Origin of the sequence: uncultured Thiothrix sp. (genome assembly GCF_937876535.1) — a bacterium.
In the GTDB taxonomy this organism is placed as follows: domain Bacteria; phylum Pseudomonadota; class Gammaproteobacteria; order Thiotrichales; family Thiotrichaceae; genus Thiolinea.
Map to the genome: position 1 here is coordinate 514,122 of NZ_CALFHZ010000021.1, position 25,594 is coordinate 539,715.

Here is a 25,594-nt window from a genome sequence, read left to right on the forward strand (position 1 = left end):
TTGAGTATTTTGTATGTCGATTGAGGCAGAATTAAGAACACGTAGTCAGAATCAGTGTGAGCTTTGTGCTGCTACTGAAAATTTATCTAGTTTTGTAGTAGTTCCAAAGGCGGGTGATCAAGCAGATGACTGTGCTTGGCTTTGTGCTAATTGTCAAAGCCAAATGCCTAAAGAGGCAGCCTTAAATGTACAGCACTGGCGTTGCTTAAATGACAGCATGTGGAGCCAGACCCCTGCTGTGCAGGTTGTAGCTTGGCGCATGTTAACGCGTTTATCTAGCGAAGCTTGGGCGCAACAAGCCTTAGACATGCTTTATCTAGATGAGACTACTTTAGCTTGGGCACAAGCTGACACAGCGCAGTCTGATGAAGATAATATAGTTCATCGTGATAGCAACGGCGCTGTGTTACAAGCAGGCGATACGGTAACTCTGGTTAAAGACTTAGTAGTGAAGGGCGCGAATTTCACGGCTAAGCGTGGCACAGCAGTGCGTAATATTGCTTTGGTGCGCGATAATCCTGAGCATATTGAAGGTCGGGTGAATGATCAGCAAATTGTAATCCTGACGCAGTTTGTGAAGAAGTCGGGTTAAACGCCAAAACTCCCTCACTTAGTTTAAAGGGGGCGCTAGCAATCTAGCGGTTCCTTTATTTAATCTATGTAAATCAAAGCTTAAGGTGCAAGCGCTGTCCAAAAACAGCAGAATAACCTTTGAGTATCGACTTGAGTAGGTTGTCTACCGACGACGGGTTTGCCGTCTTTACACAGATACCTGTATGACTACTGACATAATGCTGTCAGGAGACAGGGTTTAGACTAAACCCTTGATGAATAAACACCATATAAGGAGATAGTCATGAGTAACCCAGTTGGCTGGTTTGAGATTTATGTGCAGGACATGCCGCGCGCTAAAGCATTTTATGAGCAAGTTTTTCAAGTCAGTTTAGCGCCATTGAATGATCCAGAAGGTAAAATAGAAATGCAAACCTTTGCGATGGATGATCATGGCTATGGTGCCACCGGAGCACTGGTTAAAATGGAAGGTGTACCTACGGGCTTCGCTGGTACTTTGGTCTATTTCTCTTGTGAGGATTGTGCGGTGGAAGCTAAACGCGCCGTAGAAGCAGGTGGGTCGATTTTCAAAGATAAATTTGCTATTGGTGAGAATGGTCATATTGCGATGGTACACGACACCGAAGGCAATATGCTTGGCCTCCATTCCATGCACTGAAGGTCAATATGCGCCGCGCTGATCGTTTGTTTCAATTAGTCCAAATTCTAAGAAATAAGCGTTTGGTGACGGCGCGTGAATTAGCGGAGCGCTTGGAGGTTTCTGAGCGCACCATCTATCGTGATATGCAGGATTTGAGCCTTTCTGGTGTGCCACTTGAGGGCGAGGCAGGTGTGGGCTATCGCCTGCGTTATTCCCTCGATATTCCCCCCTTGATGTTTTCAGCCACCGAAATCGAAGCCTTAGTGTTGGGTGTACGTATGCTGAGGGCTTGGGGTGGAACGGAGTTAGGGCAGAGCGCACAATCTGTCTTGGATAAGGTCTACGCCGTCATTCCTGAAGAGTTGCGTCATCAATTATTAAATAGCCATTTATTTGTACCTCGTCATAGTGAGCGTACTGATTTAGCACAAACCTTAGATATTGTTAGGGGAGCGATTGGGCAGCACCGCTATATTGATTTATATTATGAGCGTAAAGATGGTGAGTTGAGTCAACGTAAGGTCAAACCATTAGGTTTGTTTTTTTGGGGGCAAACCTGGACTTTAGCGAGCTGGTGTGAATTGCGTGGCGGGTTTCGTAATTTTCGCTTGGATCGTATTTTAGATATTCAGGTAGATACCGCTATATTTCAGGAAGTAGCAGGGCAAAGTTTAACAGACTTTTTTGTGAGTTTTTCTAGATTTGAGTAGCTTGTCTAATAATGACGTTGCTTGCTTTGAGATTTTTAATAGAACAGGTAAGTTATGGACGAAATTCTAGAGGAACGTTGGTGTATTGTTGTGGCTATTAAAGATGGCTTAGCAGGTTAAGTATTTTAATTTTAGCAAAACAACAGCATCACAAACTCTATTGATACTGCTGTTTAAAGCTCAAGCTATTTACAAGCCTTATTTGCGGCCTGATCCGCTAATTTCCTTGCCAATTCATTCGCATTTGCTTGCGGCTTAATCACATCGGTGACACAACTACTCTCAGTAGTAATTTTGCTTACCACTAAATATGAAGTAGTTTTTTCAGGGTGTTCTGGGTCTTCTGAGGCATTGAAACGTACAATGAGTGCAATCGGCACGGGTTTATTGCCTTGTTTCTGAACACGCCATTCTGCTTTACTACCCACGCTGGAAAAACCACTAGAGACTGTATTCCAAAGTTCTAAAGGATATTCTTTTTTCTTGGGGTCAACTACAGTAATGGTTTGGCGGATGTCGCCTTCCATCACGAGTAAATCATAGCCAGCAATGCCTTTGCAGCGCCCCTTATACCAGCCGCCTTCGTCAACTTGCGATTCTAAAGTTTTGCAGTTGGCACCTTCTAATGCAGTGTAAACGCTCGTAATGGGTGAAGCGGCTTGCGTGTTGAAACTCAAGCCCAGTAATAACGCTGTGCTGATACTGCTAATGCTTTTGTACATAATAATTCCTCGCTATTTTACTTTGGTATAAAGCTTAAGACTGTTATGAGCCATTGACCTAATTTCATTAACAAATGGACATGAGGCACGGATCGAATTTTGTGCTAGGGTTGCGGGGCTTATTTAAAAATTCGTTAATAACAACCAGCCACTTGGTTAATTGCTAGGTTAGACTATCAATGAGAAAAAGAGTTTTATGCGCCTGCTTGTTAGCCTGGAGTGCCAGCACCCAAGTTTATGCAGAGCAAACGACAACCATGAACACAACCACAATGCCTACGGCGGAAGCTAGCCAAGACTTAGCAGTTCGCTCCTTTACCTTAAAAAATGGCATGCAACTAATTGTCAAACCTGACTATCGCGCGCCAACTGCAGTACATATGCTATGGCTGCGTGTAGGGGCGATGGAAGAGGTGAGTGGCACAACTGGGGTTGCACATGTGCTTGAACATATGATGTTTAAAGGCACGCCAACCGTAAAAGCAGGTGAGTTCTCGCGACAAGTTGCGGCTTTGGGCGGCGAAGATAATGCGTTCACCACCGATGATTACACTGCTTATTACCAGCAAATTCCTAAAGATAAATTAGAAGATGTCATGCGACTCCAAGCGGATAGCTTCGTGAATAATCAATGGCCGGATGATGAGTTTAAGCGTGAATTAGAGGTGGTCAAAGAAGAGCGGCGTATGCGCACAGATGATCAGCCACGCTCTCTGCTATACGAACAACTCATGGCTGTGACTTATAATGTGCATCCTTATCGTAATCCAGTGATTGGTTGGATGAATGACCTGGATAACTTAAGCGCCGATGATGCTCGTTCTTTTTATAAGCAATGGTATAACCCGCTGAATGCAGTGGTAGTAATTGCCGGCGATGTGAAGCCTGAAGACGCTCTAACTTTAGCCGAAAAATACTATGGCAGCTTGCCTACTCACCCAGTCAAAGCGATTAAACCAGCGCTTGAACCTAAGCAATTAGGGGTCAAGCGTATTGAAGTCAAAGCACCAGCAGATCAGGCTTATTTGCTGATGGCGTTTAAAGTGCCACAACTGAGTAATGTCGATAGTCCCACCGAAAACGATTGGGATGCTTTATCCTTAACTGTGCTTTCGGCAATTTTAGATGGCAATGATGGCGCACGGTTTGAGCGGACTTTAATCAATAATGAGCAGCGTATTGCCGACAGTGCGAGTACTAGCAATGGTATGTATGGGCGCGGACCACAGTTATTCTTTGTAGAAGGTGTACCTGCAAATGGCAAAACTGTCGCGGATTTAGAAGCTGCTTTACGTGGGCAAATTAAGCGAGTGGCGGATGAAGGTGTGACAGAAGCTGAATTAAATCGGGTAAAAACTCAATGGATTGCCTCAGAAATTTACCAGCGTGATTCGGTATTTTCTCAAGCGAATGAACTAGGTGCGTTATGGGCGATTGGTTTGCCTTTAGAAACTAAAGATAAACTGATTGAAATGTTGCGCAAAATCACCGCTGAGCAAGTCAAAAATGTCGCGAAAAAATACTTTGGCGATGATCAACTGGCAGTCGCCGTGTTGAATCCACAACCACGTGATCCGAATGCTAAACCCCGTACTCCTCCTGCTGGTTTGAGGCACTAAGCATGAAAAAAACTACGTTTAAATTAGCTTATCAAAGCTTATGCGCTGTTGTTTTAGGAACTTGTATGCTCAATGCTTATGCAGTAACACCGATTGAGAATTGGCAACAACCAAATGGCACTTCAATCTGGTTGGCTTCGAGCATGGGGATTCCGATGGTGGATGTGCATGTAGAATTTGACATGGGTAAACGCCGCGACCCTGAGGGTAAAATGGGTTTGTCTTCCCTCACCGCAAGTTTAGCCAGCAAAGGTGTTTTAGCTTGGAAAGATCAAGCGGCTTTAGATGAGGCTGCGTTAGGGGATGCTTGGGCGGATTTAGGCGCTGAATTTAGTATTGGCGCAGATGATGACTCCTTTGCTTTTGCTTTGCGTAGCCTGACTTATCCGGATGTTTTGCCGAAGTCGATTGCTTTAGCTGCTCATCAAATTGCAGCCCCCGCTTTTGACCCAGCCATTGCTCAGCGTGAAATCGAGAAAACTATGGCCGCGATTAAGGAGGCAGAAACCCAGCCGGGTTATGTAGCGGGAGTGGCGTATGCGCAGGCACTGTTTGGGACTCATCCTTATGGACATGTCACTACTGAGGCTTCGCTAAAAGCCTTAACGATTGAGGATTTGAAGCAGTTTTATAAAACCAAACTCAATCCTTGCCACGCTAAAGTCAGTATTGTTGGGGCTTTAACCCATGAGCAAGCTGATCAAATGGTGACGCAACTCTTGGAGGGTCTACAAGTAGCTGGGCAAACCAGTTGTCCGCCGTTAGCTGATTTACCTGATCCTGCAAAACTGACTGAAGCGGTTAAAAAAGACCTTCCGTTTAATTCTGCACAAGCACAAATCATGGTTGGCCAGCCCGCGATGAAACGTAGCGACCCGGATTTCTTTCCGATTCTAGTGGGGAATCATATTCTGGGTGGGAGTGGTTTAGTGTCACGTTTGAGTGAACAAGTACGGGAAAAGCGTGGTTTGACTTATAGCATTGATAGTTATTTTGCTGCCCGCCAAAGCGTTGGCGAGTTCACCATTGCTTTACAAACTCGCCCAGATCAAGCTCAGCAAGCGGTTGATTTATCGATGCAAGTACTGAAAGATTTTATGGATCAAGGTCCAACTGAGGATGAACTCAAGGCTGCTAAAGCGAATCTGATTGGTGGCTTTCCTTTACGCATTGATAGCAATCGTAATCTACTCAATAATATTGCGAATATTGCCCGTAATGGTTTGCCCTTAAATTACCTAGACACTTGGACACAAAAAGTGGATGCAGTAACGATTGAAGATATTCGCCGTGCCTTCGCTGCGAAACTGCAACCCGATAAAATGGTTACCGTTATTTTAGGCGCATCCGCTGCGAAATAAGTTATTAGAAGCCTAAGGCTCTGAGTTTGATGCAGAGCCTTTTTTACGTCGATGTAAATAATAGCCAATTCCAGTCAGAATCAGCACTAAACCAAGAATTAAAATATACGGACGGAAACGATGGAAAACTGCGAGTGCTTCTTCAAAGTGATGGCCTAATAAATAAACACCACCGCCCCAAAATCCGACCCATAAAGCTGCACCAATTAAGTTATAAAAGAAAAAGCTAGTGCGGGGCATTTGTAAGCTACCTGCGATAATGCTATTCAGCTGCCGGACAATATCCAGAAAACGTGCAAATAAAATAACCGTACCACCATATTTAGCAAAAGCTGCCTCCACATGATCTAGTTGACTTTGTTTAAAGCCCACTTTGTAAAGTACCCGGTGTCCACCCCACAGGCCAATAAAATAACCCACGATTTCACCTAAAACCGTTGCCATCCAACTGACTAACAGTACGAGAGTAATATTCATCTCTCCACGGCTGGCTAACAGTGCGGCTGCCATTAGTAAAGTTTGCCCCGGTAATAAGAAGCCAAAGCCTTCTACAAATAACACAGTGAATAGAGCGAAATAGCCATATTGATGCAACCAAGGTTCTGCGAGCTGTAAATAGTGTTGGAGCATGGTTGGAGCCTGCACAAAGATAGATAGTTTAGTATAAAGCTTAGTTAGGTTTCGAAGCTTACAGTCTAGTAATTTAATTGAGCTTTAGTTAAGAATGCTGGCTTTATGCAACTAGCTTAATACCCCATGCTTACAGATAACCCAGCTCCTTCCCTACCAATCATTGATCAGCGCCATCGCTTTCGCGAAGTGTTTCAAGCAGTACGCGGGGCTTATCCGCCGGAAGATATTCTTTGTGATCAGCCTGTTGAGTTAGCACTGCGCCAATTTAGTGATGAGTTACCTGCTACTGGACGCGCTGTGTATTTAGGCCAGCCGCGCTTGGATTTACATTATGTGATTATTACGGGATTGGTGGCAGATTGTCTGACACATAAAGTCACGCCTTTTCATCGAGCGCGTAAGTATTTACATGAGCGTGGTTTTACCAGTTCAGTGTTGAAAGTGAATGGCCGCTCCAGCAGTGCATATAATGCAGCTATGATTCAACAGGCTTTGGATTCATTTCCAACTGAACATCGTTTCGTATTGTTGGGTTATTCAAAGGGAGCAGTAGACGCTTTACACGCTTTGCTGACTTATCCGAATGTGCGCAAGCGCACTGTTGCGGTAGTGAGCTTAGCAGGTGCAATTGGTGGGTCGCCTTTAGTCGATATTACGCCGCCTTGGCTCAAATGGCTGTTCGCTAAACTACCTTTACCTGGTTGTCATCTAGGCGATGGAGCCGCTTTAAAAAGCTTAGATCGGCTTGAGCGTAAACGCTGGCTGATTGAGCATCCTTTGCCAACTGAGATTCTGTACTGTTCTTTAGTCGCCTTGCCAGAGCCGCAGCAAGTTTCACGTATTCTGCGTAGTAATCATCGCAAACTCACTGCATTTAGCGCTAATAATGATAGTCAGGTCTTAGCCGAAGATGCATTGATTCCCAACAGTGCGTTATTAGGCTACGCGAATGCTGATCATTGGGCCTTAACTTTGCCACTCGCTTGGCATTGGCCATTGTTGAGTTTTTTCTTAGATAAAAATGATTATCCGCGCGAAATTTTGCTGGAAAGTATAGTGCGCTATGTGGAAGAGCGTATTGTTGAGCAAGGTAAATTCAGTGAGCCTAAAAATCAGCATTGAGCTTGGCAAACTCAGGATAATCACTCGTTTGCCAAGCACGCAACAGCCGCGGGGTTTCAAACATGCATCGGTTTGATTAAATTAAACTCTTGCTCCAATACTGGCCCAACTTGTTCCGCTTGCACAGTGATTTGCGAAACTTGTCCTGCTTTATATTCTTTAAATAACTGACCGAAAAGCAGTTTCCGCCCAGTTGTTGTAAAGAGCACAATCACATTTTTTTGCGTGAAAATAGCTTCAGGGTGAGTCGAGTTCATCCAATTGGCGGGAGCGAAATCGACCCACTCGACTGGGCTACGATTAAAACCGTATTGCTTAACCCACGTGCCATCGACCAAGGCTTGTACTGCTAGATCGCCATCCTCTTCTGGGCTTAGCATAAATTGATCATAACCTTGCTTGACTGGCTGATTCTGTAGGTCTAGGCGCATGGGCTCACGAATACCATAGCTCCCAAAACCTAAATCTAACAACCATTCCACGCCTTCAAATGTAACAATTAAAGCGGCATGCGTGCGTGGGCGACGAGCAGGGTAAAAGAGTGGGCGCGCTGCCACCCATTCATAAGCAAGACCTAAAGCTGTCAAAACTAGGGCGAATAAGCCATTCATTTCATAACAATAGCCGCCACGCTGTTGATGAATGAGTTTGTCAACAATGTCTTCGGGCTTCAAAGAAATCACTTTGCCCGCTAAGACATTTAAGTTTTCAAAGGGAATCGTTCTTAGGTGCTGCTGCATCAGGGCTTTGACGGTGGCAAAGTCAGGTTTTAATTCGCCTTTGAAGTGAATCCGGCGGCAGTATTCATCAAGTTTAAAATTATCTGCGTACATAATTAGGTATTGTGGCTAAGCAGGGAAAGGGAAACGCAAGTTTAAAAGAGCCTTGCAGCTAGGCATAGGGTTAGTTCCTATTTATTTTTAACTATACAGTAGGCTCTGCTACAAACTGCAAGGCTATTCGTGTTTAATCAGGCGGCACAGTATAAAGCAGCAAGCATTACTATTTAGCCAAGGAGTTGTTCATGAGTGTTGCAAGTAGCATAAAAATTAAAGCCCAAGGTGGCCCCGAAGTGATGGAGCTGGTGCAAGAAACCGTGAGTGCACCCGCAGCAGGTCAAGTACAAGTTCGGCATACGGCGATTGGCTTAAACTATATCGATACTTATCACCGGAGCGGTCTTTATCCTGTACAACTACCCAGTGGTTTAGGTTTAGAGGCGGCTGGCGTCGTGGAGGCCGTTGGCGAGGGTGTTGAACATTTACAAGTAGGTGATCGGGTTGCCTATGGTACAGGGCCGATTGGTGCTTATGCGAGTTTACGTAATATGCCCGCCAATCGGGTATGTAAACTACCTGCAGGTATTAGTGATGAAACTGCAGCCGCGATGATGCTGAAAGGCATGACAGTGCGCTATTTGTTGCGTGAAACTTATATGGTGCAAGCGGGCGAAACGATTCTTTTCCATGCAGCCGCAGGTGGGGTTGGTTTGATGGCTTGCCAATGGGCGAAAGCTCTAGGTGTTACTGTGATTGGTACCGTTGGCTCTGAAGAAAAAGCCGCTATTGCCCGCGAACATGGCTGTGATTACACCATTAATTACAATACCGAAGATGTGGCGAAGCGGGTGCGCGAAATTACCAATGGGCAAGGCGTGCCGGTGGTCTATGATGGAGTAGGGCAATCCACTTTAATGGGGTCTTTAGATAGCTTACAACCGCGCGGCTTGTTCGTTAGTTACGGGAATGCTTCGGGACCGATTACTAACTTCGATTTGGGCTTATTATCGGCTAAAGGCTCTTTGTATATGACCCGCCCGACTTTAATGACTTATACCGCTGCGGATGAAGCTATGCAGGAAAATGCGAGTGATTTATTTGCGATGGTAGAAGCTGGTAAGTTAAGTGTGCCCATTCATCAGCGCTACGCCCTTAAAGATGTCCAGCAAGCGCATCGCGATTTAGAAGGTCGTAAAACGACTGGTACTACTTTATTAATTCCTTGAGAGTTTAAGCTTTACAGGCGTGTAGCTGCTTTTATGTTTTAATACTAAAGCGTATCGATAAAACTGATTAATTAATCACAAACCTAGGAGAAGATAATGATTCAAGTTGGCGAAAAAATTCCAGCCGTTGATGTAACCGTAGCAGGCGCAGACGGGCATAAAAAGGTTAATACCGTTGATTTATTCGGTGGCAAGAAAGTAGTGCTGTTTGCTTTACCTGGTGCCTTCACTCCGACTTGCTCAGCAGCGCATTTACCCGGCTATGTAGTACATGCGGATGAGTTGAAAGCGAAAGGCGTAGATATGATTGCTTGCCTATCGGTGAATGATGCTTTTGTCATGCAAGCTTGGGGGCAAGCCCAAAATGCTGAAAACCTAACCATGATTGCGGATGGTGGAGCTGCTTTAACCAAAGCACTGGGTTTAGTTTTAGAAACTGGTGACTTTGGTGGCACTCGTTCCCAGCGTTACTCGATGTTACTGGAAGATGGGGTGGTAAAACTGCTCAATGTCGAAGCACCTAATGCCTTCGAGGTGAGTAAAGCTGAGGTCATTTTAAAAGCACTCTAATTCCCCGATGACTCAAGCAAAAGATCAAGCTCTGGGTATTCAGCTCATGGCAATAGGTGTAGTTTTGCTGCCTGCCATGGATGCAGCTGCCAAAATTATGGGTGATACCATTGCGGCAGCGAGTATTGTCTTAGCGCGCTTTGGGTTTCAGAGCTTGTTTCTTTTTCCGTTTGTCTGGCGTGAACTTTATATGCCGCGGGGTGCAGAGTTGCGCTTGCATCTTTGGCGGGCGCTGGGCATTTGTAGCTCGACTTTATGTTTTTTCGCAGCGATTCAAGTAATGCCGCAAGTTGACGCGCTCGCGATTTTCTTCACCATGCCTTTATTAGTCACCTTGTTAGCCCCGTGGATGCTCGGGGAAAAAATAGGTTGGCGACGTTTGTCTGCGGTGGGTGTAGGCATGATTGGTGCTCTAATCATTATTCAGCCTGGTCGTTCACCCTTTGGCAGTATTGCGATTTTGCCTTTGATCGCTGCTTTAGGCTTTGCCTTCTATTTATTGATTACCCGTAAATTAGCCCGCTCTAGCTCAACCCAAAAAGGGGTTTCAGTATTTACTATGCAGTTTTATTCAGGGGTATTTGGCTCTTTAATGATTTTGCTGATTATTATTCTGATGCAACCTTTCAACTTACCTGCCTTTGATCTGCAATGGCCCGAGCTTTGGCAATGGCGGCAACTCATTCTAGTCGGTGTGTTAGCTTCGATTGGGCATGTGATGGTAACTAAAGCCTTTCAATACGCTGATGCTTCCGTCTTAGCAGGCTTTCAATATACTGAATTAATTTCCGCTGCGGTCTTAGGCTGGTGGCTATTTGGTGATATTCCTACCCTTAATACTTGGATTGGCAGCGCTATTTTAGTGGTTTCGGGTTTGTATGTGTTTCATCGGGAGAAGCAGACAGCGCATTAGGGCTTTAAGCTGGTCGTGCAATCCCCTTCAAAGTAGAAAATGGCAAATCCTTAGCAAGCAGTAAAAAATCCTGCATATAACTGAGTTGTAAACTTTCTTCCCGTACTGCTGCATGCAAAGTGTTAAAGATACCTTTGCCCAAAGAGCGTGCAGTCACAAAATTGCGGTCGATATATTCATCCGCCGCCCAATTCGGCAAGCTACATAAACCACGTCCACTGGCTACTAAAGCCACCATCATCACAGTTAGTTCACTGTGCCGAATATGCGCAGGTTCAATATCAGCAGGGCGCAAAAATAAGCGAAAAATATCCATTTTGCGCGGTGGCACGGGGTAAATAATGAGGGTCTGGTCTTTGAGCATCGCTGGCTGAATCTCAGTGATCTGCGATAAAGGATGATCCAGCGGCAGAATGAGCATCGATTCGTATTGAAATAGCGGAATATAACTAATGCCGTTTAATGGCTCAGGGTCAGCAGTAATCACAAAATCTAAATCACCGGCTGAAAGTGCTTGTAAACTATCAAAGCTAAAACCCCCAGATAAATCTAATTCCACATCTGGCCATTGGCGGCGAAATTGATCCAAAGTCGGTAGCAGCCATAAATAACAAGAATGGCAGTCAATCGCGATACTTAAGCGTCCACCTAAACCTTTAACTTGGCGGGTTAAGTCAGCCTCTAAACGGTCAAAGCGTGGTAAAACATCTTGGGCTGTTTCAGATAGGCGCTTACCGGCAGCCGTTAAATGTAAGGGTTTGGCTTTCCGATTCACGACCGCTAACCCTACACGCTCTTCTAGCTCACCCAATTGATGCGATAAAGCAGAAGGTGTCATATGCAGTTTTGCTGCTGCTGCCGCTAAGGTTTCACTGGTTTGTAAGGCTTGGATCAGTTCTAGGTGTTTGCGTTGGAGATTCATTCAGAAAAATTCAATTTTTTGTTGATAAAGTTGAAATTGCTTTCATTGGGCTAGCATAGGAAAATAGCTTCACGATAACAACTGTGATGACGAGATTTTTTGTATGACTAGCCCTGTATTGTCCTTTGAATTTTTCCCGCCTAAAACTCCCAAAATGGAGCGCACCTTGTGGCGGAACATTGGGCAGTTGGAGATGCTCAAGCCTGCTTTCTTTTCAGTCACTTATGGTGCTTTGGGCAGTGAGCGTGATCACAGCTTGGATACGGTATTCAATATGCAGCGCGAATGTCATGTACCCGTCGCGGCGCATTTGACAGCAGCAGGGCATACGCGTGATTCGTTGTTAGCTTTAGCTCAGCGTTTTAAAGACAATGGTGTGCAGCGGATTGTGGCTTTACGTGGCGATGCTGATTTGACCGAGGGCGGTATTAGCGATGTTGCGGATATGGTGCAGTTATTACGCACAGTCGCTGATTTCGATATTAGTGTGGCGGCTTATCCAGAAGTCCATCCAAAAGCGGCTAGTTTAGAAGCTGATTTAAAGCAGCTAAAACGGAAATTAGAAGCAGGCTCAAAGCGCGCTTTAACCCAATATTTCTTCGAGCCTGAAATGTTTTTACGTTTCCGTGATGCTGCGGTAAAAATGGGGATTGAACAGCCTTTAGTCCCTGGTATTTTGCCAGTACATGATTTTGATAAAGTGATTTCTTTCAGTGCGCGTTGTGGCGCTACGGTGCCTGCACGTTTACATAAAGTATTTGAAGGGACTGTGGCGGGCAGTCAAGAGCAAAAGAAATTAGGCATCGAATTAGCCGTCGATCTTTGCGAGAAATTAATGGACGAAGGTGTCAATCAATTACACTTCTACACCTTAAATATTCCTAGTCTTACGTTCGAAGTAGCTCACCAATTAGGCTTACCTTTAGCGTGGGATGAGCAGCCGTATTTTAAAATCGCGGCTTAAATTAGACTCGGAGGAGAGGAGTTTATGGAAGGGATAGGCAAGGCTTATCCCTTTTGTATTTAGCTTAATGGAACTCAGCGAGTTCTTTCACATGGGCAGCGACACTGCGACCTAAAGATGATAAGTCATAGCCGCCTTCTAAACACGAGACTACACGATTATGTCCGCAATCTTTGGCGATTTGGCAGAGTTCACGCGTGATCCACACATAATCGGCTTCCACTAAATTAAAGCCACCCATATCATCTTCAAGGTGCGAGTCAAAACCGGCTGAAATCATAATTAATTCAGGTTTATATTCGACCCAAGAGGGAATCCATTGTTCACGGACTTGATCACGCCATTCACCGGAGCGTGTACCTGCTTTCATCGGTAAATTGCGGATATTGATGGCGCGTGTATCCGCTCCGGTGAAGGGATAAAAAGGATGTTGGAAGGAAGAGCAGAACAAAACTCGCGGATCATTAATAAAGATGGATTCAGTGCCATCGCCATGATGCACATCGAAGTCGACGATCACAATTCTTTCAAGGCCGTATTGAACCATCGCGTGCGCTGCACCGACAGCAACATTATTGAATAGACAGAAGCCACCAGAATGTGCCCGTCCTGCATGATGTCCGGGTGGGCGTGTCGCGCAGAAAACATGTTTATAATTAGTCGTCATGACTAAATCAACCGCTTGTGCTGCAGCACCGGCCGAATATAAAGCCGCTTCTAAGCTATGCTTATTCATACCAGTGTCACCATCAAGATCGACAATACTGTCATCATGTGGAGCGGTTTCGAAGATTTTGTCGATGTAATAGCTTTCATGTACCCGCAGTAACTGCTCACGGGTAGCTATTTGGGCATCGTAATGACGGGTAATCCAATCTACCCCCGACGTAATCATGCGGTTATTAATCGCATCGATCCGTTCAGGTGATTCTGGGTGATACGGGTTCCCATTATCGTGAAGTGAACACTTTTGATGACTAATTACTGCTGCTGTCATGGTATTTTCTGTCTATAGGGAGTAATATATGTTGCAGTGCACAAAAAAGACGTTTCCAAAAACGTACTAGCGGTTATTATTAGTTCTCAATTCAAGAGAGCTATCATAGAGGTTTTAATAATGGGTCACCATTACCTAAATCAATTATTCGCGCCTTCAGCTATAGCTATTTTCGGCGCCACAGAACGACCTAATACGGTTGGCTCCCTTGTTTTGCAAAATTTAGTTGCAGCCGGATATCAAGGGAAAATTTTTCCAATTAATCCTAAGCATGAAACAGTTCACGGTTTAACCTGTTATGCGGGTCTACCTGTCATTGCTCACCCCATTGAGCTGGCTATTATAGCCACTCCTGCACGTAGCGTGGCAGAAATTGTTAAGCAATGCGGCGAACATGGTATTAAGGGCGTTATTGTCCTTTCAGCGGGTTTCAGTGAAACGGGTGCTCGGGGCAAACGCATGGAAAAAGATATGATGGAATTAATCCATCATTATGGCATGCATTTAATTGGCCCGAATTGCCTTGGTGTGATGCGTCCCTCCTCTGGGTTAAATTTAACTTTCAGTAAAAGCCAAGCCCAGCCCGGTAATCTTGCTTTAGTTTCACAATCAGGAGCCGTTTGTACGGCTATTCTGGATTGGGCTAGTACTCGCCAAGTTGGTTTTTCGACCGTTGTCACTTTAGGTGATGCGGCGGATGTCGACTTTGGGGATGTGCTGGATTACCTTGCACTAGACCCTAAGACTGACAGCATTCTTTTATATATTGAAGGCATTCACGATGCACGTAGCTTTATGAGTGGTTTGCGGGCAGCGTCACGGATGAAACCGGTGATTGTATTGAAAGCAGGTCGCTATGAAGAAGGTTCACGGGCAGCAAGTTCGCATACAGGCGCTATTGTTGGTGGGGATGATGCCTTTGATGCAGCTTTGGAACGTGCTGGTGTAGTACGCGCCAATTCAATTACACAATTATTTGCAGCGGCAGAAATTCTCTCTTCAGGCATGACTGTCGCGCAGAATCGCTTGATGATTGTTACTAACGGTGGTGGCCCAGGTGTGATGGCAACTGATCGTGCAGTGGAAATGAATCTGCGGATTCCAAAATTAGCTGCAGCAACGGTCACTGCATTAAATAAAGTTTTACCTGCTGCTTGGTCACATGGCAACCCAGTCGATATTTTAGGCGATGCTACGCCTGAGCGTTATGCAGCAGTTCTAGACATTTGCTTAGCCGATGACAGTGTGGATGGTGTGTTAGTCATGCTCACGCCTCAAGCGATGACTGATCCTGTGGGTGTTGCTGAAGTGGTGGTCAAAGCAAAAGAAAAGTTTAAAAAGCCACTGCTAGCTTGTTGGATGGGGAATTCCCAAGTTGAGCCAGGGCGCGAAATTTTATCTAAAGCCAAAATTCCGCACTTCCCTGCACCAGAATCAGCAGTAGAGGCTTTCTCTTACTTAGCCTCTTATCGAAGCAATCAAAAAATGCTTATGCAAGTGCCTGCTTCTGTTGAAGAGCAAAGTTCTGAACCAGATGTTGAAGGTGCACGCCTGATTATTGAAAGCGTTTTAGCAGAAGGGCGTCGGGCACTTTCAACGACTGAATCACGCGCGATTTTATCGGCGTTCCGTATTCCTTCTTTACCTACCATTCTTACCCGTAGCCCTGCAGAGGCCTTAGTGGCTGCTGAGTCAGTCGGTTTTCCGGTAGTGATGAAAGTTAGTTCGCCGGACATTATGCATAAGTCGGATGTAAATGGGGTACGCTTAAACATTAATAGTGCCCGTACTGTGCGTAGTGTTTACCAAGAGTTGACAGAAGCAACCGCTAAAGCGATGCCCGAAGCACGTATTGAAGGCATTACGGTTGAGCGGATGTATCGCAGCGCTGCAGCACGCGAACTGATGATTGGGGTAGTGCGCGACCCAGTGTTTGGCCCAGTGATTAGCTTTGGTACAGGTGGAACTGCAGTCGAAGTTCATCGTGATTGTGCAGTGGCTCTACCGCCTTTAAATGAGTATATGATCAAGAAAATGATCTGCCGTACTCGGGCTGCACGTATGTTGGTCGAATTCCGGAATATGCCAGAGATTGATTTCCCAGCATTACGCCAAGTTTTGCAGCGGGTTTCTGAAATGGTCTGTGAGCTGCCAGAAATCGTGGAAATGGATATTAATCCATTAATGGCAAGCCCTGATGGTGCAGTTGCAGTGGATGCACGCTTTACCGTCGCTTATCCGAAAGGGGCTGCACAGCGTTATGACCATATGGCAATTCATCCTTATCCGAATGATTTGGTGAAGCAGCAGCAGTTAGCGGATGGCACTAATATTCTCATTCGTCCCATTCGTCCTGAAGATGCAGAAATGGAGCAGGAGTTTGTACGCAATCTTTCGCGAGAGTCGCGTTACATGCGCTTTATGCAGTCGCTGCGTGAGCTTACTCCAGACATGCTGGTGCGCTTTACGCAAATTGATTATGACCGTGAAATCGCATTTGTAGCCGTAGCTCGTGAAGATGGTGTGGATAGAGAAGTTGGTGTTTGTCGTTATGCGATTAATCCAGATCGGCAGAGTTGTGAGTTTGCGCTAGTCATCGCGGATACTTGGCAGGGGCGTGGCTTGGGTGGTTTATTAATGGAAATTTTAATTGATACCGCCCGTAGTCGAGGTCTAAATACCATTATTGGTGAAGTCTTGGCGGAAAATGCAGGTATGTTGCGTTTGATGAGTCGCTTAGGGTTTGAACGGCAGAAAAGCGAAATGGATGACAGTATCGTCCTCGTTACTAAGCGCTTGACCAATACGACGAGTAGTAAGCATTAAACCCTTATCTTATGCATTCGCAGTTGACAGGCTTTGCACTATGCTTGTAATACAGTGCTAATCATGTGCTGTATTCAAGTGAGGATTAAGCATGAGTCGACGCACTGTTTTTGTCTCCTATTCACGAAAAGACAGTACACAAGTCGAAAAGGCCGTTGAATTATTGGAAGCAGGGGGCGCGGATGTGTTCCGTGATCTAGACGATATTCAATATGGCGACCGCTGGGAAGATGTTATTCGTACCAAATTAGCTGAAGCTGAGCGCGTCCTCGTGTTCTGGAGTATGAATGCGCAGTTATCAGAATGGGTCGAACGTGAGTGGTCGATCGCAATTGCCATGCAGAAACGGGTTGTACCTATTCTCCTTGATCAAACTCCCTTGCCAAATGAGTTAGGGCAATTTCATGCTTTAACAAATTTTATTCTGCCTAATGCAGATAATAGCCCTACACCTAGTTTTTACCCTCCGCCAACCCAAACTAAACTGAGATCTTATTGGCTTTGGGGTGGGATAGTTGGGCTTACCCTGCTGGTGTTAGCTGTAAGTTTTTCCTTCAGTTTGAATAAAGCTCAAGTATCACCTGAAATTGTGGCGATTGCGCCTGAGTTAAAACCATTAGATCCAGCAGGGCAGAGTAAGGATTTGGAGCATTCATCAACTGATTCAACAACTGAGCCGCCATCGACTGATGGGCGTTATCCTAGTACTGTAGCACCGCTGGCTAAGCCAGAATTACCCACCTTAGCACCCGTAACGGAATTTAAAGATGAGTCGCACCATTATTTAGCGGTTTTATCTGTTTTTTTAGTGTTATTTGCGATAATTGGTTATCTAGTCTGGAAACGTCGCCAGCAGCAAAGCAAGGTACAAGCTGGTGAAAAATTAGTACAGGAAATTTTTCAGGAGTAAGTATGCATGCTCATCCACAAGCAGCTACGGTGATTGCACAAACCCGACAATGGATAGAACAGCTTGTGCTTGGACATAATCTGTGCCCGTTTGCTCACAAGCCTTATCAACTAGGTCTGATTCGTTTTAGTGTTACCCCAGCTTCTAAGCCAGACACTTTATTAGCAGTCTTGAAGGCAGAGTTACATGCTTTACAAGCGGTTCCTGCCGATAAAGTTGAAACCACATTATTAATTCACCCAGAAACTTTGACAAATTTTCATACTTATAATGATTTTCTGGATGATGCAGATGAATTGCTCTATCAAGAGGGTTTAGAGGGTATTTTACAAATTGCTAGCTTTCATCCACAGTACCAATTCTCGGGGACTGAATTAGATGATGCAGAAAACTATACCAATCGTTCACCTTATCCGATGCTGCATTTATTACGTGAAGAAAGCTTAGAAAAAGCTATTGCTCAGCATCCTAATATTGATGCGATTCCAGAGCGCAATATTCAAGTGATGCAGCAGTTAGGAGTGACGACTCTCAAACGTATTTTACAGGGGAAAGCTTTATGATTAACCAAAATAACCAACACAGTATTAAGCAAGAATTACCCGCTGTCTTGCTATTTGTTGGTCTGATTTGGCTAGTCTTTGCCCTTGATCGCGTTTTACCTCTAGAGCAGTTTGGTTTAATTCCACGCAATGGTTCACATTTGGTCGGCATAGTCACCATGCCTTTTCTGCATGGGAGCCTACAGCATATTATGAGTAATACAGTCCCTTTACTGGTGCTCTTAACTTTGCTAGCTGGCTCGAGAGCCAATAGCCGTACCATTGTTTTAAGTATTGTGCTACTTGGTGGAGCGTTACTTTGGTTATTTGGGCGTGGTGCTGCTTTGCATATTGGTGCCAGTGGCTTGGTATTTGGTTTGGCGGTGTTTCTGATTGTATCCGGCTTGTTAGAGCGGCGTGTAATACCGATGCTAATCGCAATTTTTGTGACTTTTATGTATGGATCTAGCCTGCTAAGTGGAATTTTGCCTTGGCAGCCCGGGGTCTCTTGGGATGGTCATTTATTTGGTGGAATTGCAGGTGCAGTAGCTGCATTTTTCTTAGTACGTGGTAAGCAAGTGACCTCTAAGTTTAGAAGTTAAGCGGCAGGTGACCAAGAAATTAAACGCTGCCACCAAGGGCGTGCTGGCGTATTCATACTGTCATGATCGACTAAAGCATGTTGTTCATCATTATCGACTAGAAACTCATATTGTACTTGAGTTTGCGGCATGTTTTTCCCCCGAGTCTCGGACATAAGCTCTATTGCCGCTTGTGGTTGCATGCCTTCTCGAATCAATAGGCTGCCTGCTAAGATGCCTGTGCGCCCAATGCCTGCATAACAGTGGATAGCAACATGCCGGCCTTGTTTGAGTTCTAACTCAAGTTTATCCACGAGTTGCCGAAAAGCACTTAGATTGTTGGGGATAGCACGGTCTGGAATAGGGAAGTGCAGGAAGTTTATATTTAATTCACGGCAAATTTTTTCTTCAAGAGCTAAACCACGCGCGATCATCTCCGGTTTTTCGAGTAAGCAAACAATAGTATCGACTCCTAGGTTCAGATAATAAGCTAGGTCTTCAGCTAAAACTTGTGAGCGCGGGCAAGGCATAATATATAAATTACCTGAGCCAATCTGTTTAAGCTTAAAAATACTTGGATTCATGGTTGGGGATAAGCATTGTTGCGGCGAAAATTAAAGTATAACTGATTGTATAAGCAGAGCTAAGTAAATGCTGCACAATCGATGAGTTTTACCTTAAGTGGTCGCTCAGGATTTTAGGTTTAAATTTATCTAATAATAAATACCACTTATAGGTTTGTATCTCGACTCATAGCTTGCATCTTTTAGACTGCAGCTATGAATACTAAAATCCTTGCTAAATTTGTTTCTAGTCTACTGCTTTTAAGTAGCAGTGTTTGGCTAACACCGAGCTTTGCGGCTGAGTTTTGCTCAGATGATTATTATATCAATGTGACTTTGAGCAATGGTGCGCGTTGGGATATGTGTTGGGAACAACGCAATCGCGAGGGCATTGTCTTGCATAAGATACATTACACTCCCAAAGCTGGCCAACGGCGCTTAATTTTGAGTAATGCTAGCCTTGCACAAATTCATGTGCCTTATGATGATAATGGTGCACGCTACCATGATATTTCTGATTATGGTTTGGGCGGTAACTATATGGTGGATTTACGCCAGACTGATTGCCCAAACGGTAAATTATTGAAAGACGGTGAACGTTTGGTGCTGTGTGAGCAAGTCAGTGCTAGTGATCATGGTTTCCGTTATCAAAATGAGCAAATTAAAACCGAAGCTTTATCCATTTTTAGTGTCTCACGTGTCGGCGCTTATCACTATATACCTCTCTGGCGCTTTTATGAGGATGGTGCTATTGAGCCAGCAGTTGGGGCCACAGGGGCTTTACAGCGCTTTAATAATGCATCCGCCGAGAATCAGGGTTGGCTGATTGCCCCGAATAAAGTGGGACTAGGGCATGTGCATAATTTCTTTTGGAAATTAGATTTTGATTTAGCAGGTACTGCACGCGATGATGTGATTGAAGAGTTGAATCTTCAGGAGCAAGGCGACCAGTCCATCTTACAACGCACAAGCCTTAATACCGAAATAGGGCGTAGTGTAAATCCTGCCACTGCACGGCGTTGGCTGATCCGTGATGCTGAGCAAACCAATGGTGAAGGTCAAAGCTTAGCCTATGAAATTCGCCTGCCACAATCAGAGCAACAAGATATTGGCCCTGATTCAGAAACCTTTACGCATGAAGATATTTATTTCACAACTTACCAAGAATGTGAATTATATGCCTCACATAACCCTAGCCTAGGGGGATGCGCAGATAGTTTATATGGTTTTGTGAATCATGAAGATTTGCGTGGCGCAGATTTAGTCGTCTGGCCAAGTACTACTTTCTATCATATGCCGCGAGCCGAGGACGCTCCTTTTATGGACGCACACTGGTCGTATATTAGCTTGACTCCGCGTGATTGGCATACACGCAATCCATTAAGTGCAAGTGAGGATACTTCCGGGACTCGCTTGGCTAATCCAGTGCCTCCAGTCACCCCACCTGTCACACCGCCTGTAACTCCACCCGGAGGCACAACACCGCCCGTTGTGAATCCGCCTAGTCAGCAACCCACTGGTGGTACTGGCAGTTTAGATTATTGGTTATTACTACTGTTAATCTTAGTAATTTGGCAAGGGAGAAGGGAAACCATACACTAGATTGACGAATAGCAAGCTTCGTTTCACACTAATAAAAACTACGCTGGAGTTTTGTATGTATCAACCTGAACCCATTGATACCTCTAAAGTGAATTTGCCTCAGTCTTTAGAAGAGTTATTAGAGTTATTGTCTTACAACACCCATGAAGTCTGGGCACAGCAACGGATTAGCGATGGTTGGATTTATGGGGCAGAACGAGACGATGTTAAGAAGCTTCATCCCTGTTTGATACCTTATGAGGATTTAGCTGAATCTGAAAAGACTTATGATCGCAATACCGCGCGCGAAGTGCTCAAAGTGATTTTAGCTTCAGGCTTTAAAATCGAAAAAGTTTAAGGGTAGCGATAGTCGATCACGACCGGTGCATGATCAGAAAAGCGTTCATCGCGATAAATCTTTGTAGCAACTACAGTCCCTTGCAGATTGGGTGTGAGTACATGATAGTCGATACGCCAACCTAAGTTCCGATCCCAAGCATTGGTGCGCATCGACCACCATGTATATTGATCAGGTTCTTGAGGTAGTTCTCTAAATGCATCCACAAAACCGTAGTCGACAAATAGTTTATCTAACCAAGCGCGTTCATCCGGTAAGAAACCAGAATATTTTTGATTAGCTTTCCAATTTACTAAGTCTTCTGGCTTATGTGCAATATTCCAGTCACCACAAATAATCGCTTGGCGACCTTCAGCGTTTAGGTTTTCAAGGACAGTTTCAAACTGTTGCATACAACGATATTTAGCTGCTTGACGTTCGTCTCCTGACGAACCAGAGGGCAAATAAAGCGAAGCTACACTTAAACTCCCAAAGCGTGCTTCTAAGTAGCGCCCTTCAGCATCAAATTCGACTGAACCCATCCCCTCAACAATCGAATCAGGTTTAGTGCGGCAATATAAAGCCACACCGCTGTAACCCTTTTTCTGTGCATCATGATAGTAGCAGTGATAGCCAGCTGGGAAAAAAGTCTCAGGCTCTTCATGTAATTGGTGGATTTGCGCCTTGGTTTCTTGAATACAAACCACATCAGCTTGTTGAGTTGCTAACCAAGTAAAAAAACCTTTTTTGGCAGCCGAGCGGATACCATTTACATTAGCGGTGATAATACGCATGAGGTAAACCCTCTATTTAACGAGGAAAGCCGATTAATAAAGCTTCCATTAATGCTTTTTGCGCATGCAAACGGTTTTCAGCTTCATCCCATACCACACTTTGCGGGCCATCAATCACCGCTGCTGATACTTCTTTACCCCGATAAGCCGGCAAGCAATGCATAAACAGCGCATCTGGGTGAGCTAAGGCCATTAAGTCTTCAGTGACTTCAAAGCCTGCAAAAGCAATGTCACGTTGTTTCTTTTCTGCTTCTTGACCCATGCTGGCCCAAGTGTCAGTGGTGACTAAGTCAGCTTGCTCTACGGCTTCTTGGGGGGTAGCAAAAAAGCTTAGATGCGAGGCATTAGCCGCTACAATCGTTGGGTTAGGCTGATAACCTTGAGGAGTGCAGATACGCAGTTTGAAATTGAGTAAACGTGCAGCCTCCATCCAAGAATGGCACATATTATTGCCATCACCGACCCAAGCGACTGTACGTGCAGTGGGCAAACCACGTTGCTCAATCCACGTCATTAAATCAGCTAAAAGCTGACAAGGATGATGCGTATCCGTTAAGCCATTGATCACTGGCACACGCGAATAAGCGGCAAAGCGCTCCACTTTGTATTGCTCGAAGGTACGAATCATCACGATATCAACCATGCGTGAGATAACTCGCGCAGCGTCTTCAATCGGTTCACCACGACCTAATTGGCTGTCATTCGGAGATAAAAATAGGGCATGTCCACCCAGTTGAGTCATTCCGACTTCGAAAGAAACGCGGGTACGGGTAGACGCCTTTTCAAAAATCATCGCAAGGCTACGATTTTTTAAAGGTGTGTAAATTTCCCCACGTTTCGTTAAAGCTTTTAAGTCGATCGCCCGCTCAAGCACTGCGAGCAATTCAGCCGAACTCAGATCGCTTAAAGTAAGAAAATGTCGGATTGTACTCATATCAGCTCTCTAGCATCCGGCACGATAAATAACGAGATTATAAAAAATCGCGTATTAAATCTATGACTGTAGTTATGATCTGGTCAGCTTGTGGTTGGCTAATGACTAAAGGTGGTAATAAGCGGATAACATTTCCAGCAGTTACATTGATTAAGATACCTTGAGCAAGGCCTTGTTTAACTAACTCACCACAATCGCGTTCAAGTTGGATGCCAATCATTAAACCTTTGCCACGAACCTCTTTAACACCAGCAACATCAGTTAAACCAGCACGGAATTGCTGTAAGAAATAGTGACCCAACTCAGCAGCACGATTCGCGAGCTGCTCTTTTTCCATCACTTCAAGGACAGCAAGGGCAGCACGGCAGGCTAGTGGGTTACCGCCAAAAGTCGAGCCGTGATTGCCATAACCAAATACACTAGCTGCTTTACCACGAGCTAAACAGGCACCAATGGGCATTCCATTACCCAGTGCTTTAGCCAGCGTCATGACATCAGGTTGAATGGAGGTATGTTGGAAAGCAAACCATTTACCAGTACGGCACATACCGGTTTGGATTTCATCGGTCATTAATAAACAATCGTGCTGATCGCAAAGTTCACGCAAGCGCGGTAAATAATCAGCACTAGGAACTTGTACACCCCCTTCACCTTGAACGGGTTCAACCAACACGGCCACTATATTCTTATCAGCAGCTAATTGGTGAGCTACAGCTTCAGCATCACCGTATTGAACACGTACAAAGCCTTCTAGGAGGGGGCCAAAGCCAGCTTGAGCTTTTGGATTACCAGTCGCTGTGACGGTAGCCATCGTCCGCCCATGAAAGGCATTACTCATCACGATGATTACGGGGCGCTCAATACCTTTATTGTGCGCATACAGACGTGCGATTTTAATCGCTGCTTCATTAGCTTCTGCACCAGAATTACAGAAGAAGGCATTATCCATGCCTGCTAAAGCACACAAACGCTCACCAAGAGCTTGTTGATTCTCAATCTGATAGAGGTTAGAGGTATGCATTAAGCGATGGGCTTGTTCGCAAATAGCATCCGCTACTTCCGGACGCGCATGCCCTAAGCTACACACTGCTACACCAGCAACTGCATCTAGATATTGCTTACCTTCAGTATCAAAGAGTACAGCACCTTCACCACGAGCGAAGGTAACAGGGAGACGGGCGTAGGTTGGCATTAATGTTTGTTTAATTATAGTCGTCATTGCAAACCCTCCAGTTAAGATTGGGAAAAACAAAAAGGCAGCCGCATTAGGCTGCCTTTAGTGATTCAAAGGGCGAATATAGGGGATGAATGCCGCAATGTCAATGAATGCGCTCTGGGTGGCTGATCAGCTTATCCAAGCAATTCAGATGCTTGAAACACTACTGCCCAGCTAGGTTTCTGTTTTAAAATAAAAATCTTTAATGGGGGTGTTTTTTAATATGATAAACACTAGCAGGCGGGAAGTTATTCAGTACAAAACTACTGCGTTCAGCTATTAAACCATGATGTTTTAAAATATGTGTTTTCACAGGGCAACGATGGCCATAGGTGAATTGGATAAATACACCACCATGTTTTAACACTTGGAAAGCACCGCGCAAAATATCGTCGATCTGTTTATCTTTCATGGATAAGAAAGGTAAACCACTCACTACTGCACCGACTTCCTTTAGATGCAAGCGGGTGAGGGATTCTGCTGCCCCATTCACGACCATCGCCTTGGGATAGGCTTCCTGCATATTGTTGGCAAATTTGCGATTAAGTTCGATTAAGACCAAATTATCTTCTGGGATGCCACAGGTTAATAGTTGACGAGTGAAGACACCAGTACCCGGGCCTAACTCAACTACTTTACCTATATCGGCATTTAGGCCTTTCACCATTTTGCGGGCTAAGCGCTCACTAGAAGGGAATACGGATGCGGTAACCAGTGGAGCTTTCATCCATTCGAGCATGAAGCTTGAGGTTTCACGCAGTTTAACTGCTTTACTTAACATAAGTGATCCTATGGACGTTATCCTTGTTATTAGTAGGGCTGTTTTAGCGGTACTTCAAGTGTCTTAAGTCGTTTTTCATAAAAAAAGCCGGGCATGATGACCCGGCCTCTTTCTTATAGGCGCTATTATGCTGCGAAATTGGCAGCAGCGAAATCCCAATTCACTAAATTATTCAGGAAAGTTTCCACGAATTTAGGGCGGGCATTGCGGTAGTCGATGTAATAAGCATGTTCCCACACGTCGATGCACAACAGTGCTTTGTCGCCAGTGGTTAATGGAGTACCAGCAGCACCCATATTAATAATATCAACAGAACCATCGGCCTTTTTCACTAACCAAGTCCAACCAGAGCCGAAATTGCCCACAGCAGAGGCTTGGAAAGCTTTCTTGAACTCATCATAAGAGCCCCATTTCTTATTGATGGCATCCGCTAAAGCTCCAGTAGGAGCAGCGCCACCATTCGGCTTCATGCAATTCCAGAAGAAAGTATGATTCCAGACTTGAGCAGAATTATTGTAAATGCCACCAGAAGAACTTTTAACGATGTCTTCGAGTGATTTATCAGCAAATTCAGTATTAGGAATCAGGTTATTTAAGTTTGTGACATAGGCAGCGTGATGCTTGCCATAATGATATTCGAAAGTTTCTGCAGAAATATGCGGGGCTAAGGCATCTTGTGCATATGGCAGGGCTGGCAGCGTGAAAGCCATGATCTTGCTCCTTGATTTGGTCTTAAATATCGGCTGTTTAAAGGGCGTAAGATAGCCATTTAGGAACA

27 protein-coding genes are annotated in these 25,594 nt (G+C 44.9%); 16 read left to right on the plus strand and 11 right to left on the minus strand.

Annotated features, from left to right (window positions below; genetic code table 11):
- The first annotated feature begins 13 nt into the window (after positions 1-13).
- From Q0230_RS17035 to Q0230_RS17045, 3 genes are all read left to right on the plus strand, one after another.
- Entirely contained in the window at positions 14-592 is a 579-nt protein-coding gene (locus Q0230_RS17035) for an alkylphosphonate utilization protein (protein ID WP_298611962.1), read from the plus strand.
- A 264-nt stretch (positions 593-856) separates the two neighbouring features.
- On the plus strand, positions 857-1,231 hold the full coding sequence (locus Q0230_RS17040; RefSeq protein WP_298611965.1) for a VOC family protein: 375 nt from the start codon (positions 857-859) through the stop codon (positions 1,229-1,231).
- A gap of 8 nt (positions 1,232-1,239) precedes the next feature.
- The gene (locus tag Q0230_RS17045) at positions 1,240-1,923 is read left to right on the plus strand and encodes a YafY family protein (RefSeq protein WP_298611969.1); all 684 of its coding nucleotides are present in this window, start codon (positions 1,240-1,242) and stop codon (positions 1,921-1,923) included.
- Between the two features lie 185 nt (positions 1,924-2,108).
- Here Q0230_RS17045 and Q0230_RS17050 read toward each other — a convergent pair whose 3' ends face one another.
- Positions 2,109-2,645, minus strand: a complete 537-nt coding sequence (locus Q0230_RS17050; RefSeq protein WP_298611976.1) for a hypothetical protein — start codon at positions 2,643-2,645, stop codon at positions 2,109-2,111.
- A gap of 257 nt (positions 2,646-2,902) precedes the next feature.
- On the opposite strand from Q0230_RS17050, the gene Q0230_RS17055 reads away from it, so the two are divergent.
- Positions 2,903-4,264, plus strand: coding sequence for a pitrilysin family protein (locus Q0230_RS17055; protein WP_298611980.1), 1,362 nt, complete (start codon positions 2,903-2,905; stop codon positions 4,262-4,264).
- 2 nt (positions 4,265-4,266) lie between these two features.
- Positions 4,267-5,625 (plus strand): pitrilysin family protein, encoded by a 1,359-nt coding sequence (locus Q0230_RS17060; RefSeq protein WP_298611984.1) that lies wholly within the window; start codon positions 4,267-4,269, stop codon positions 5,623-5,625.
- Between the two features lie 12 nt (positions 5,626-5,637).
- Here Q0230_RS17060 and Q0230_RS17065 read toward each other — a convergent pair whose 3' ends face one another.
- Complete coding sequence (locus tag Q0230_RS17065) at positions 5,638-6,255, minus strand: DedA family protein (RefSeq protein ID WP_298611986.1); 618 nt, start codon at positions 6,253-6,255, stop codon at positions 5,638-5,640.
- Positions 6,256-6,381: 126 nt separating this feature from the next.
- Between Q0230_RS17065 and Q0230_RS17070 the strand changes: the two genes are divergently transcribed.
- On the plus strand, positions 6,382-7,380 hold the full coding sequence (locus tag Q0230_RS17070; protein WP_298611988.1) for a hypothetical protein: 999 nt from the start codon (positions 6,382-6,384) through the stop codon (positions 7,378-7,380).
- Between the two features lie 56 nt (positions 7,381-7,436).
- Here the strand turns inward: Q0230_RS17070 and Q0230_RS17075 are convergent, their stop codons facing one another.
- On the minus strand, positions 7,437-8,213 hold the full coding sequence (locus Q0230_RS17075) for an arylamine N-acetyltransferase (protein ID WP_298611991.1): 777 nt from the start codon (positions 8,211-8,213) through the stop codon (positions 7,437-7,439).
- Positions 8,214-8,404: 191 nt separating this feature from the next.
- Between Q0230_RS17075 and Q0230_RS17080 the strand changes: the two genes are divergently transcribed.
- From Q0230_RS17080 to Q0230_RS17090, 3 genes are all read left to right on the plus strand, one after another.
- A complete protein-coding gene (locus Q0230_RS17080; RefSeq protein ID WP_298611993.1) occupies positions 8,405-9,385 on the plus strand; it encodes a quinone oxidoreductase in 981 nt (326 codons plus the stop codon).
- Positions 9,386-9,481: 96 nt separating this feature from the next.
- The gene (locus tag Q0230_RS17085) at positions 9,482-9,955 is read left to right on the plus strand and encodes a peroxiredoxin (protein ID WP_298611996.1); all 474 of its coding nucleotides are present in this window, start codon (positions 9,482-9,484) and stop codon (positions 9,953-9,955) included.
- 7 nt (positions 9,956-9,962) lie between these two features.
- Positions 9,963-10,868 (plus strand): EamA family transporter, encoded by a 906-nt coding sequence (locus tag Q0230_RS17090; RefSeq protein ID WP_298611999.1) that lies wholly within the window; start codon positions 9,963-9,965, stop codon positions 10,866-10,868.
- Positions 10,869-10,872: 4 nt separating this feature from the next.
- On the opposite strand, the gene Q0230_RS17095 is transcribed toward Q0230_RS17090, so the two are convergent.
- A complete protein-coding gene (locus Q0230_RS17095; protein WP_298612002.1) occupies positions 10,873-11,790 on the minus strand; it encodes a LysR family transcriptional regulator in 918 nt (305 codons plus the stop codon).
- A 103-nt stretch (positions 11,791-11,893) separates the two neighbouring features.
- Between Q0230_RS17095 and Q0230_RS17100 the strand changes: the two genes are divergently transcribed.
- Positions 11,894-12,754, plus strand: a complete 861-nt coding sequence (locus Q0230_RS17100) for a methylenetetrahydrofolate reductase (RefSeq protein ID WP_298612005.1) — start codon at positions 11,894-11,896, stop codon at positions 12,752-12,754.
- 64 nt (positions 12,755-12,818) lie between these two features.
- Here Q0230_RS17100 and Q0230_RS17105 read toward each other — a convergent pair whose 3' ends face one another.
- The gene (locus tag Q0230_RS17105) at positions 12,819-13,751 is read right to left on the minus strand and encodes a histone deacetylase family protein (protein WP_298612008.1); all 933 of its coding nucleotides are present in this window, start codon (positions 13,749-13,751) and stop codon (positions 12,819-12,821) included.
- 120 nt (positions 13,752-13,871) lie between these two features.
- Between Q0230_RS17105 and Q0230_RS17110 the strand changes: the two genes are divergently transcribed.
- The 4 genes from Q0230_RS17110 (at position 13,872) to Q0230_RS17125 (ending at position 18,631) form a co-directional block, all read left to right on the plus strand.
- Entirely contained in the window at positions 13,872-16,577 is a 2,706-nt protein-coding gene (locus Q0230_RS17110; RefSeq protein ID WP_298612011.1) for a bifunctional acetate--CoA ligase family protein/GNAT family N-acetyltransferase, read from the plus strand.
- 91 nt (positions 16,578-16,668) lie between these two features.
- Entirely contained in the window at positions 16,669-17,487 is an 819-nt protein-coding gene (locus Q0230_RS17115) for a toll/interleukin-1 receptor domain-containing protein (protein WP_298612014.1), read from the plus strand.
- Positions 17,488-17,489: 2 nt separating this feature from the next.
- Positions 17,490-18,050: a DUF1415 domain-containing protein gene (locus tag Q0230_RS17120; protein ID WP_298612017.1), complete on the plus strand. Its 561-nt coding sequence runs from the start codon at positions 17,490-17,492 to the stop codon at positions 18,048-18,050.
- Entirely contained in the window at positions 18,047-18,631 is a 585-nt protein-coding gene (locus Q0230_RS17125; protein ID WP_298612020.1) for a rhomboid family intramembrane serine protease, read from the plus strand. Before Q0230_RS17120 ends, Q0230_RS17125 begins: the two co-directional genes overlap by 4 nt.
- Here Q0230_RS17125 and Q0230_RS17130 read toward each other — a convergent pair.
- Positions 18,628-19,194 (minus strand): dual specificity protein phosphatase family protein, encoded by a 567-nt coding sequence (locus tag Q0230_RS17130; protein ID WP_298612023.1) that lies wholly within the window; start codon positions 19,192-19,194, stop codon positions 18,628-18,630. The two genes, Q0230_RS17125 and Q0230_RS17130, sit on opposite strands and share 4 nt — an antisense overlap.
- 195 nt (positions 19,195-19,389) lie before the next feature.
- Here Q0230_RS17130 and Q0230_RS17135 point away from each other — a divergent pair, with 195 nt between their 5' ends.
- The gene (locus Q0230_RS17135) at positions 19,390-20,775 is read left to right on the plus strand and encodes a hypothetical protein (RefSeq protein ID WP_298612026.1); all 1,386 of its coding nucleotides are present in this window, start codon (positions 19,390-19,392) and stop codon (positions 20,773-20,775) included.
- A gap of 55 nt (positions 20,776-20,830) precedes the next feature.
- The gene (locus Q0230_RS17140) at positions 20,831-21,112 is read left to right on the plus strand and encodes a RyR domain-containing protein (RefSeq protein ID WP_298612029.1); all 282 of its coding nucleotides are present in this window, start codon (positions 20,831-20,833) and stop codon (positions 21,110-21,112) included.
- On the opposite strand, the gene Q0230_RS17145 is transcribed toward Q0230_RS17140, so the two are convergent.
- The 5 genes from Q0230_RS17145 to Q0230_RS17165 all read right to left on the minus strand — a co-directional run bounded on the left by Q0230_RS17145 (position 21,109) and on the right by Q0230_RS17165 (position 25,526).
- On the minus strand, positions 21,109-21,885 hold the full coding sequence (locus tag Q0230_RS17145; protein ID WP_298612032.1) for an exodeoxyribonuclease III: 777 nt from the start codon (positions 21,883-21,885) through the stop codon (positions 21,109-21,111). The genes Q0230_RS17140 and Q0230_RS17145 overlap by 4 nt on opposite strands.
- 16 nt (positions 21,886-21,901) lie before the next feature.
- Positions 21,902-22,819: an ornithine carbamoyltransferase gene (gene argF, locus Q0230_RS17150; protein ID WP_298612035.1), complete on the minus strand. Its 918-nt coding sequence runs from the start codon at positions 22,817-22,819 to the stop codon at positions 21,902-21,904.
- Between the two features lie 37 nt (positions 22,820-22,856).
- On the minus strand, positions 22,857-24,038 hold the full coding sequence (locus Q0230_RS17155; RefSeq protein WP_298612039.1) for an aspartate aminotransferase family protein: 1,182 nt from the start codon (positions 24,036-24,038) through the stop codon (positions 22,857-22,859).
- A gap of 199 nt (positions 24,039-24,237) precedes the next feature.
- On the minus strand, positions 24,238-24,816 hold the full coding sequence (locus tag Q0230_RS17160) for a methyltransferase domain-containing protein (RefSeq protein ID WP_298612042.1): 579 nt from the start codon (positions 24,814-24,816) through the stop codon (positions 24,238-24,240).
- Positions 24,817-24,941: 125 nt separating this feature from the next.
- Complete coding sequence (locus Q0230_RS17165; protein ID WP_298612045.1) at positions 24,942-25,526, minus strand: Fe-Mn family superoxide dismutase; 585 nt, start codon at positions 25,524-25,526, stop codon at positions 24,942-24,944.
- Positions 25,527-25,594: the final 68 nt, after the last annotated feature.

What these genes read in the sequence shown, in the direction of transcription:
- Q0230_RS17035 (WP_298611962.1), top strand. Translation starts at nt 14, where the DNA reads ATGTCGATTGAGGCAGAATTAAGAACACGTAGTCAGAATCAGTGTGAG.
- Q0230_RS17040 (WP_298611965.1), top strand. Translation starts at nt 857, where the DNA reads ATGAGTAACCCAGTTGGCTGGTTTGAGATTTATGTGCAGGACATGCCG.
- Q0230_RS17045 (WP_298611969.1), top strand. Translation starts at nt 1,240, where the DNA reads ATGCGCCGCGCTGATCGTTTGTTTCAATTAGTCCAAATTCTAAGAAAT.
- Q0230_RS17050 (WP_298611976.1), bottom strand. Translation starts at nt 2,645, where the DNA reads ATGTACAAAAGCATTAGCAGTATCAGCACAGCGTTATTACTGGGCTTG.
- Q0230_RS17055 (WP_298611980.1), top strand. Translation starts at nt 2,903, where the DNA reads ATGAACACAACCACAATGCCTACGGCGGAAGCTAGCCAAGACTTAGCA.
- Q0230_RS17060 (WP_298611984.1), top strand. Translation starts at nt 4,267, where the DNA reads ATGAAAAAAACTACGTTTAAATTAGCTTATCAAAGCTTATGCGCTGTT.
- Q0230_RS17065 (WP_298611986.1), bottom strand. Translation starts at nt 6,255, where the DNA reads ATGCTCCAACACTATTTACAGCTCGCAGAACCTTGGTTGCATCAATAT.
- Q0230_RS17070 (WP_298611988.1), top strand. Translation starts at nt 6,382, where the DNA reads ATGCTTACAGATAACCCAGCTCCTTCCCTACCAATCATTGATCAGCGC.
- Q0230_RS17075 (WP_298611991.1), bottom strand. Translation starts at nt 8,213, where the DNA reads ATGTACGCAGATAATTTTAAACTTGATGAATACTGCCGCCGGATTCAC.
- Q0230_RS17080 (WP_298611993.1), top strand. Translation starts at nt 8,405, where the DNA reads ATGAGTGTTGCAAGTAGCATAAAAATTAAAGCCCAAGGTGGCCCCGAA.
- Q0230_RS17085 (WP_298611996.1), top strand. Translation starts at nt 9,482, where the DNA reads ATGATTCAAGTTGGCGAAAAAATTCCAGCCGTTGATGTAACCGTAGCA.
- Q0230_RS17090 (WP_298611999.1), top strand. Translation starts at nt 9,963, where the DNA reads ATGACTCAAGCAAAAGATCAAGCTCTGGGTATTCAGCTCATGGCAATA.
- Q0230_RS17095 (WP_298612002.1), bottom strand. Translation starts at nt 11,790, where the DNA reads ATGAATCTCCAACGCAAACACCTAGAACTGATCCAAGCCTTACAAACC.
- Q0230_RS17100 (WP_298612005.1), top strand. Translation starts at nt 11,894, where the DNA reads ATGACTAGCCCTGTATTGTCCTTTGAATTTTTCCCGCCTAAAACTCCC.
- Q0230_RS17105 (WP_298612008.1), bottom strand. Translation starts at nt 13,751, where the DNA reads ATGACAGCAGCAGTAATTAGTCATCAAAAGTGTTCACTTCACGATAAT.
- Q0230_RS17110 (WP_298612011.1), top strand. Translation starts at nt 13,872, where the DNA reads ATGGGTCACCATTACCTAAATCAATTATTCGCGCCTTCAGCTATAGCT.
- Q0230_RS17115 (WP_298612014.1), top strand. Translation starts at nt 16,669, where the DNA reads ATGAGTCGACGCACTGTTTTTGTCTCCTATTCACGAAAAGACAGTACA.
- Q0230_RS17120 (WP_298612017.1), top strand. Translation starts at nt 17,490, where the DNA reads ATGCATGCTCATCCACAAGCAGCTACGGTGATTGCACAAACCCGACAA.
- Q0230_RS17125 (WP_298612020.1), top strand. Translation starts at nt 18,047, where the DNA reads ATGATTAACCAAAATAACCAACACAGTATTAAGCAAGAATTACCCGCT.
- Q0230_RS17130 (WP_298612023.1), bottom strand. Translation starts at nt 19,194, where the DNA reads ATGAATCCAAGTATTTTTAAGCTTAAACAGATTGGCTCAGGTAATTTA.
- Q0230_RS17135 (WP_298612026.1), top strand. Translation starts at nt 19,390, where the DNA reads ATGAATACTAAAATCCTTGCTAAATTTGTTTCTAGTCTACTGCTTTTA.
- Q0230_RS17140 (WP_298612029.1), top strand. Translation starts at nt 20,831, where the DNA reads ATGTATCAACCTGAACCCATTGATACCTCTAAAGTGAATTTGCCTCAG.
- Q0230_RS17145 (WP_298612032.1), bottom strand. Translation starts at nt 21,885, where the DNA reads ATGCGTATTATCACCGCTAATGTAAATGGTATCCGCTCGGCTGCCAAA.
- argF (WP_298612035.1), bottom strand. Translation starts at nt 22,819, where the DNA reads ATGAGTACAATCCGACATTTTCTTACTTTAAGCGATCTGAGTTCGGCT.
- Q0230_RS17155 (WP_298612039.1), bottom strand. Translation starts at nt 24,038, where the DNA reads ATGACGACTATAATTAAACAAACATTAATGCCAACCTACGCCCGTCTC.
- Q0230_RS17160 (WP_298612042.1), bottom strand. Translation starts at nt 24,816, where the DNA reads ATGTTAAGTAAAGCAGTTAAACTGCGTGAAACCTCAAGCTTCATGCTC.
- Q0230_RS17165 (WP_298612045.1), bottom strand. Translation starts at nt 25,526, where the DNA reads ATGGCTTTCACGCTGCCAGCCCTGCCATATGCACAAGATGCCTTAGCC.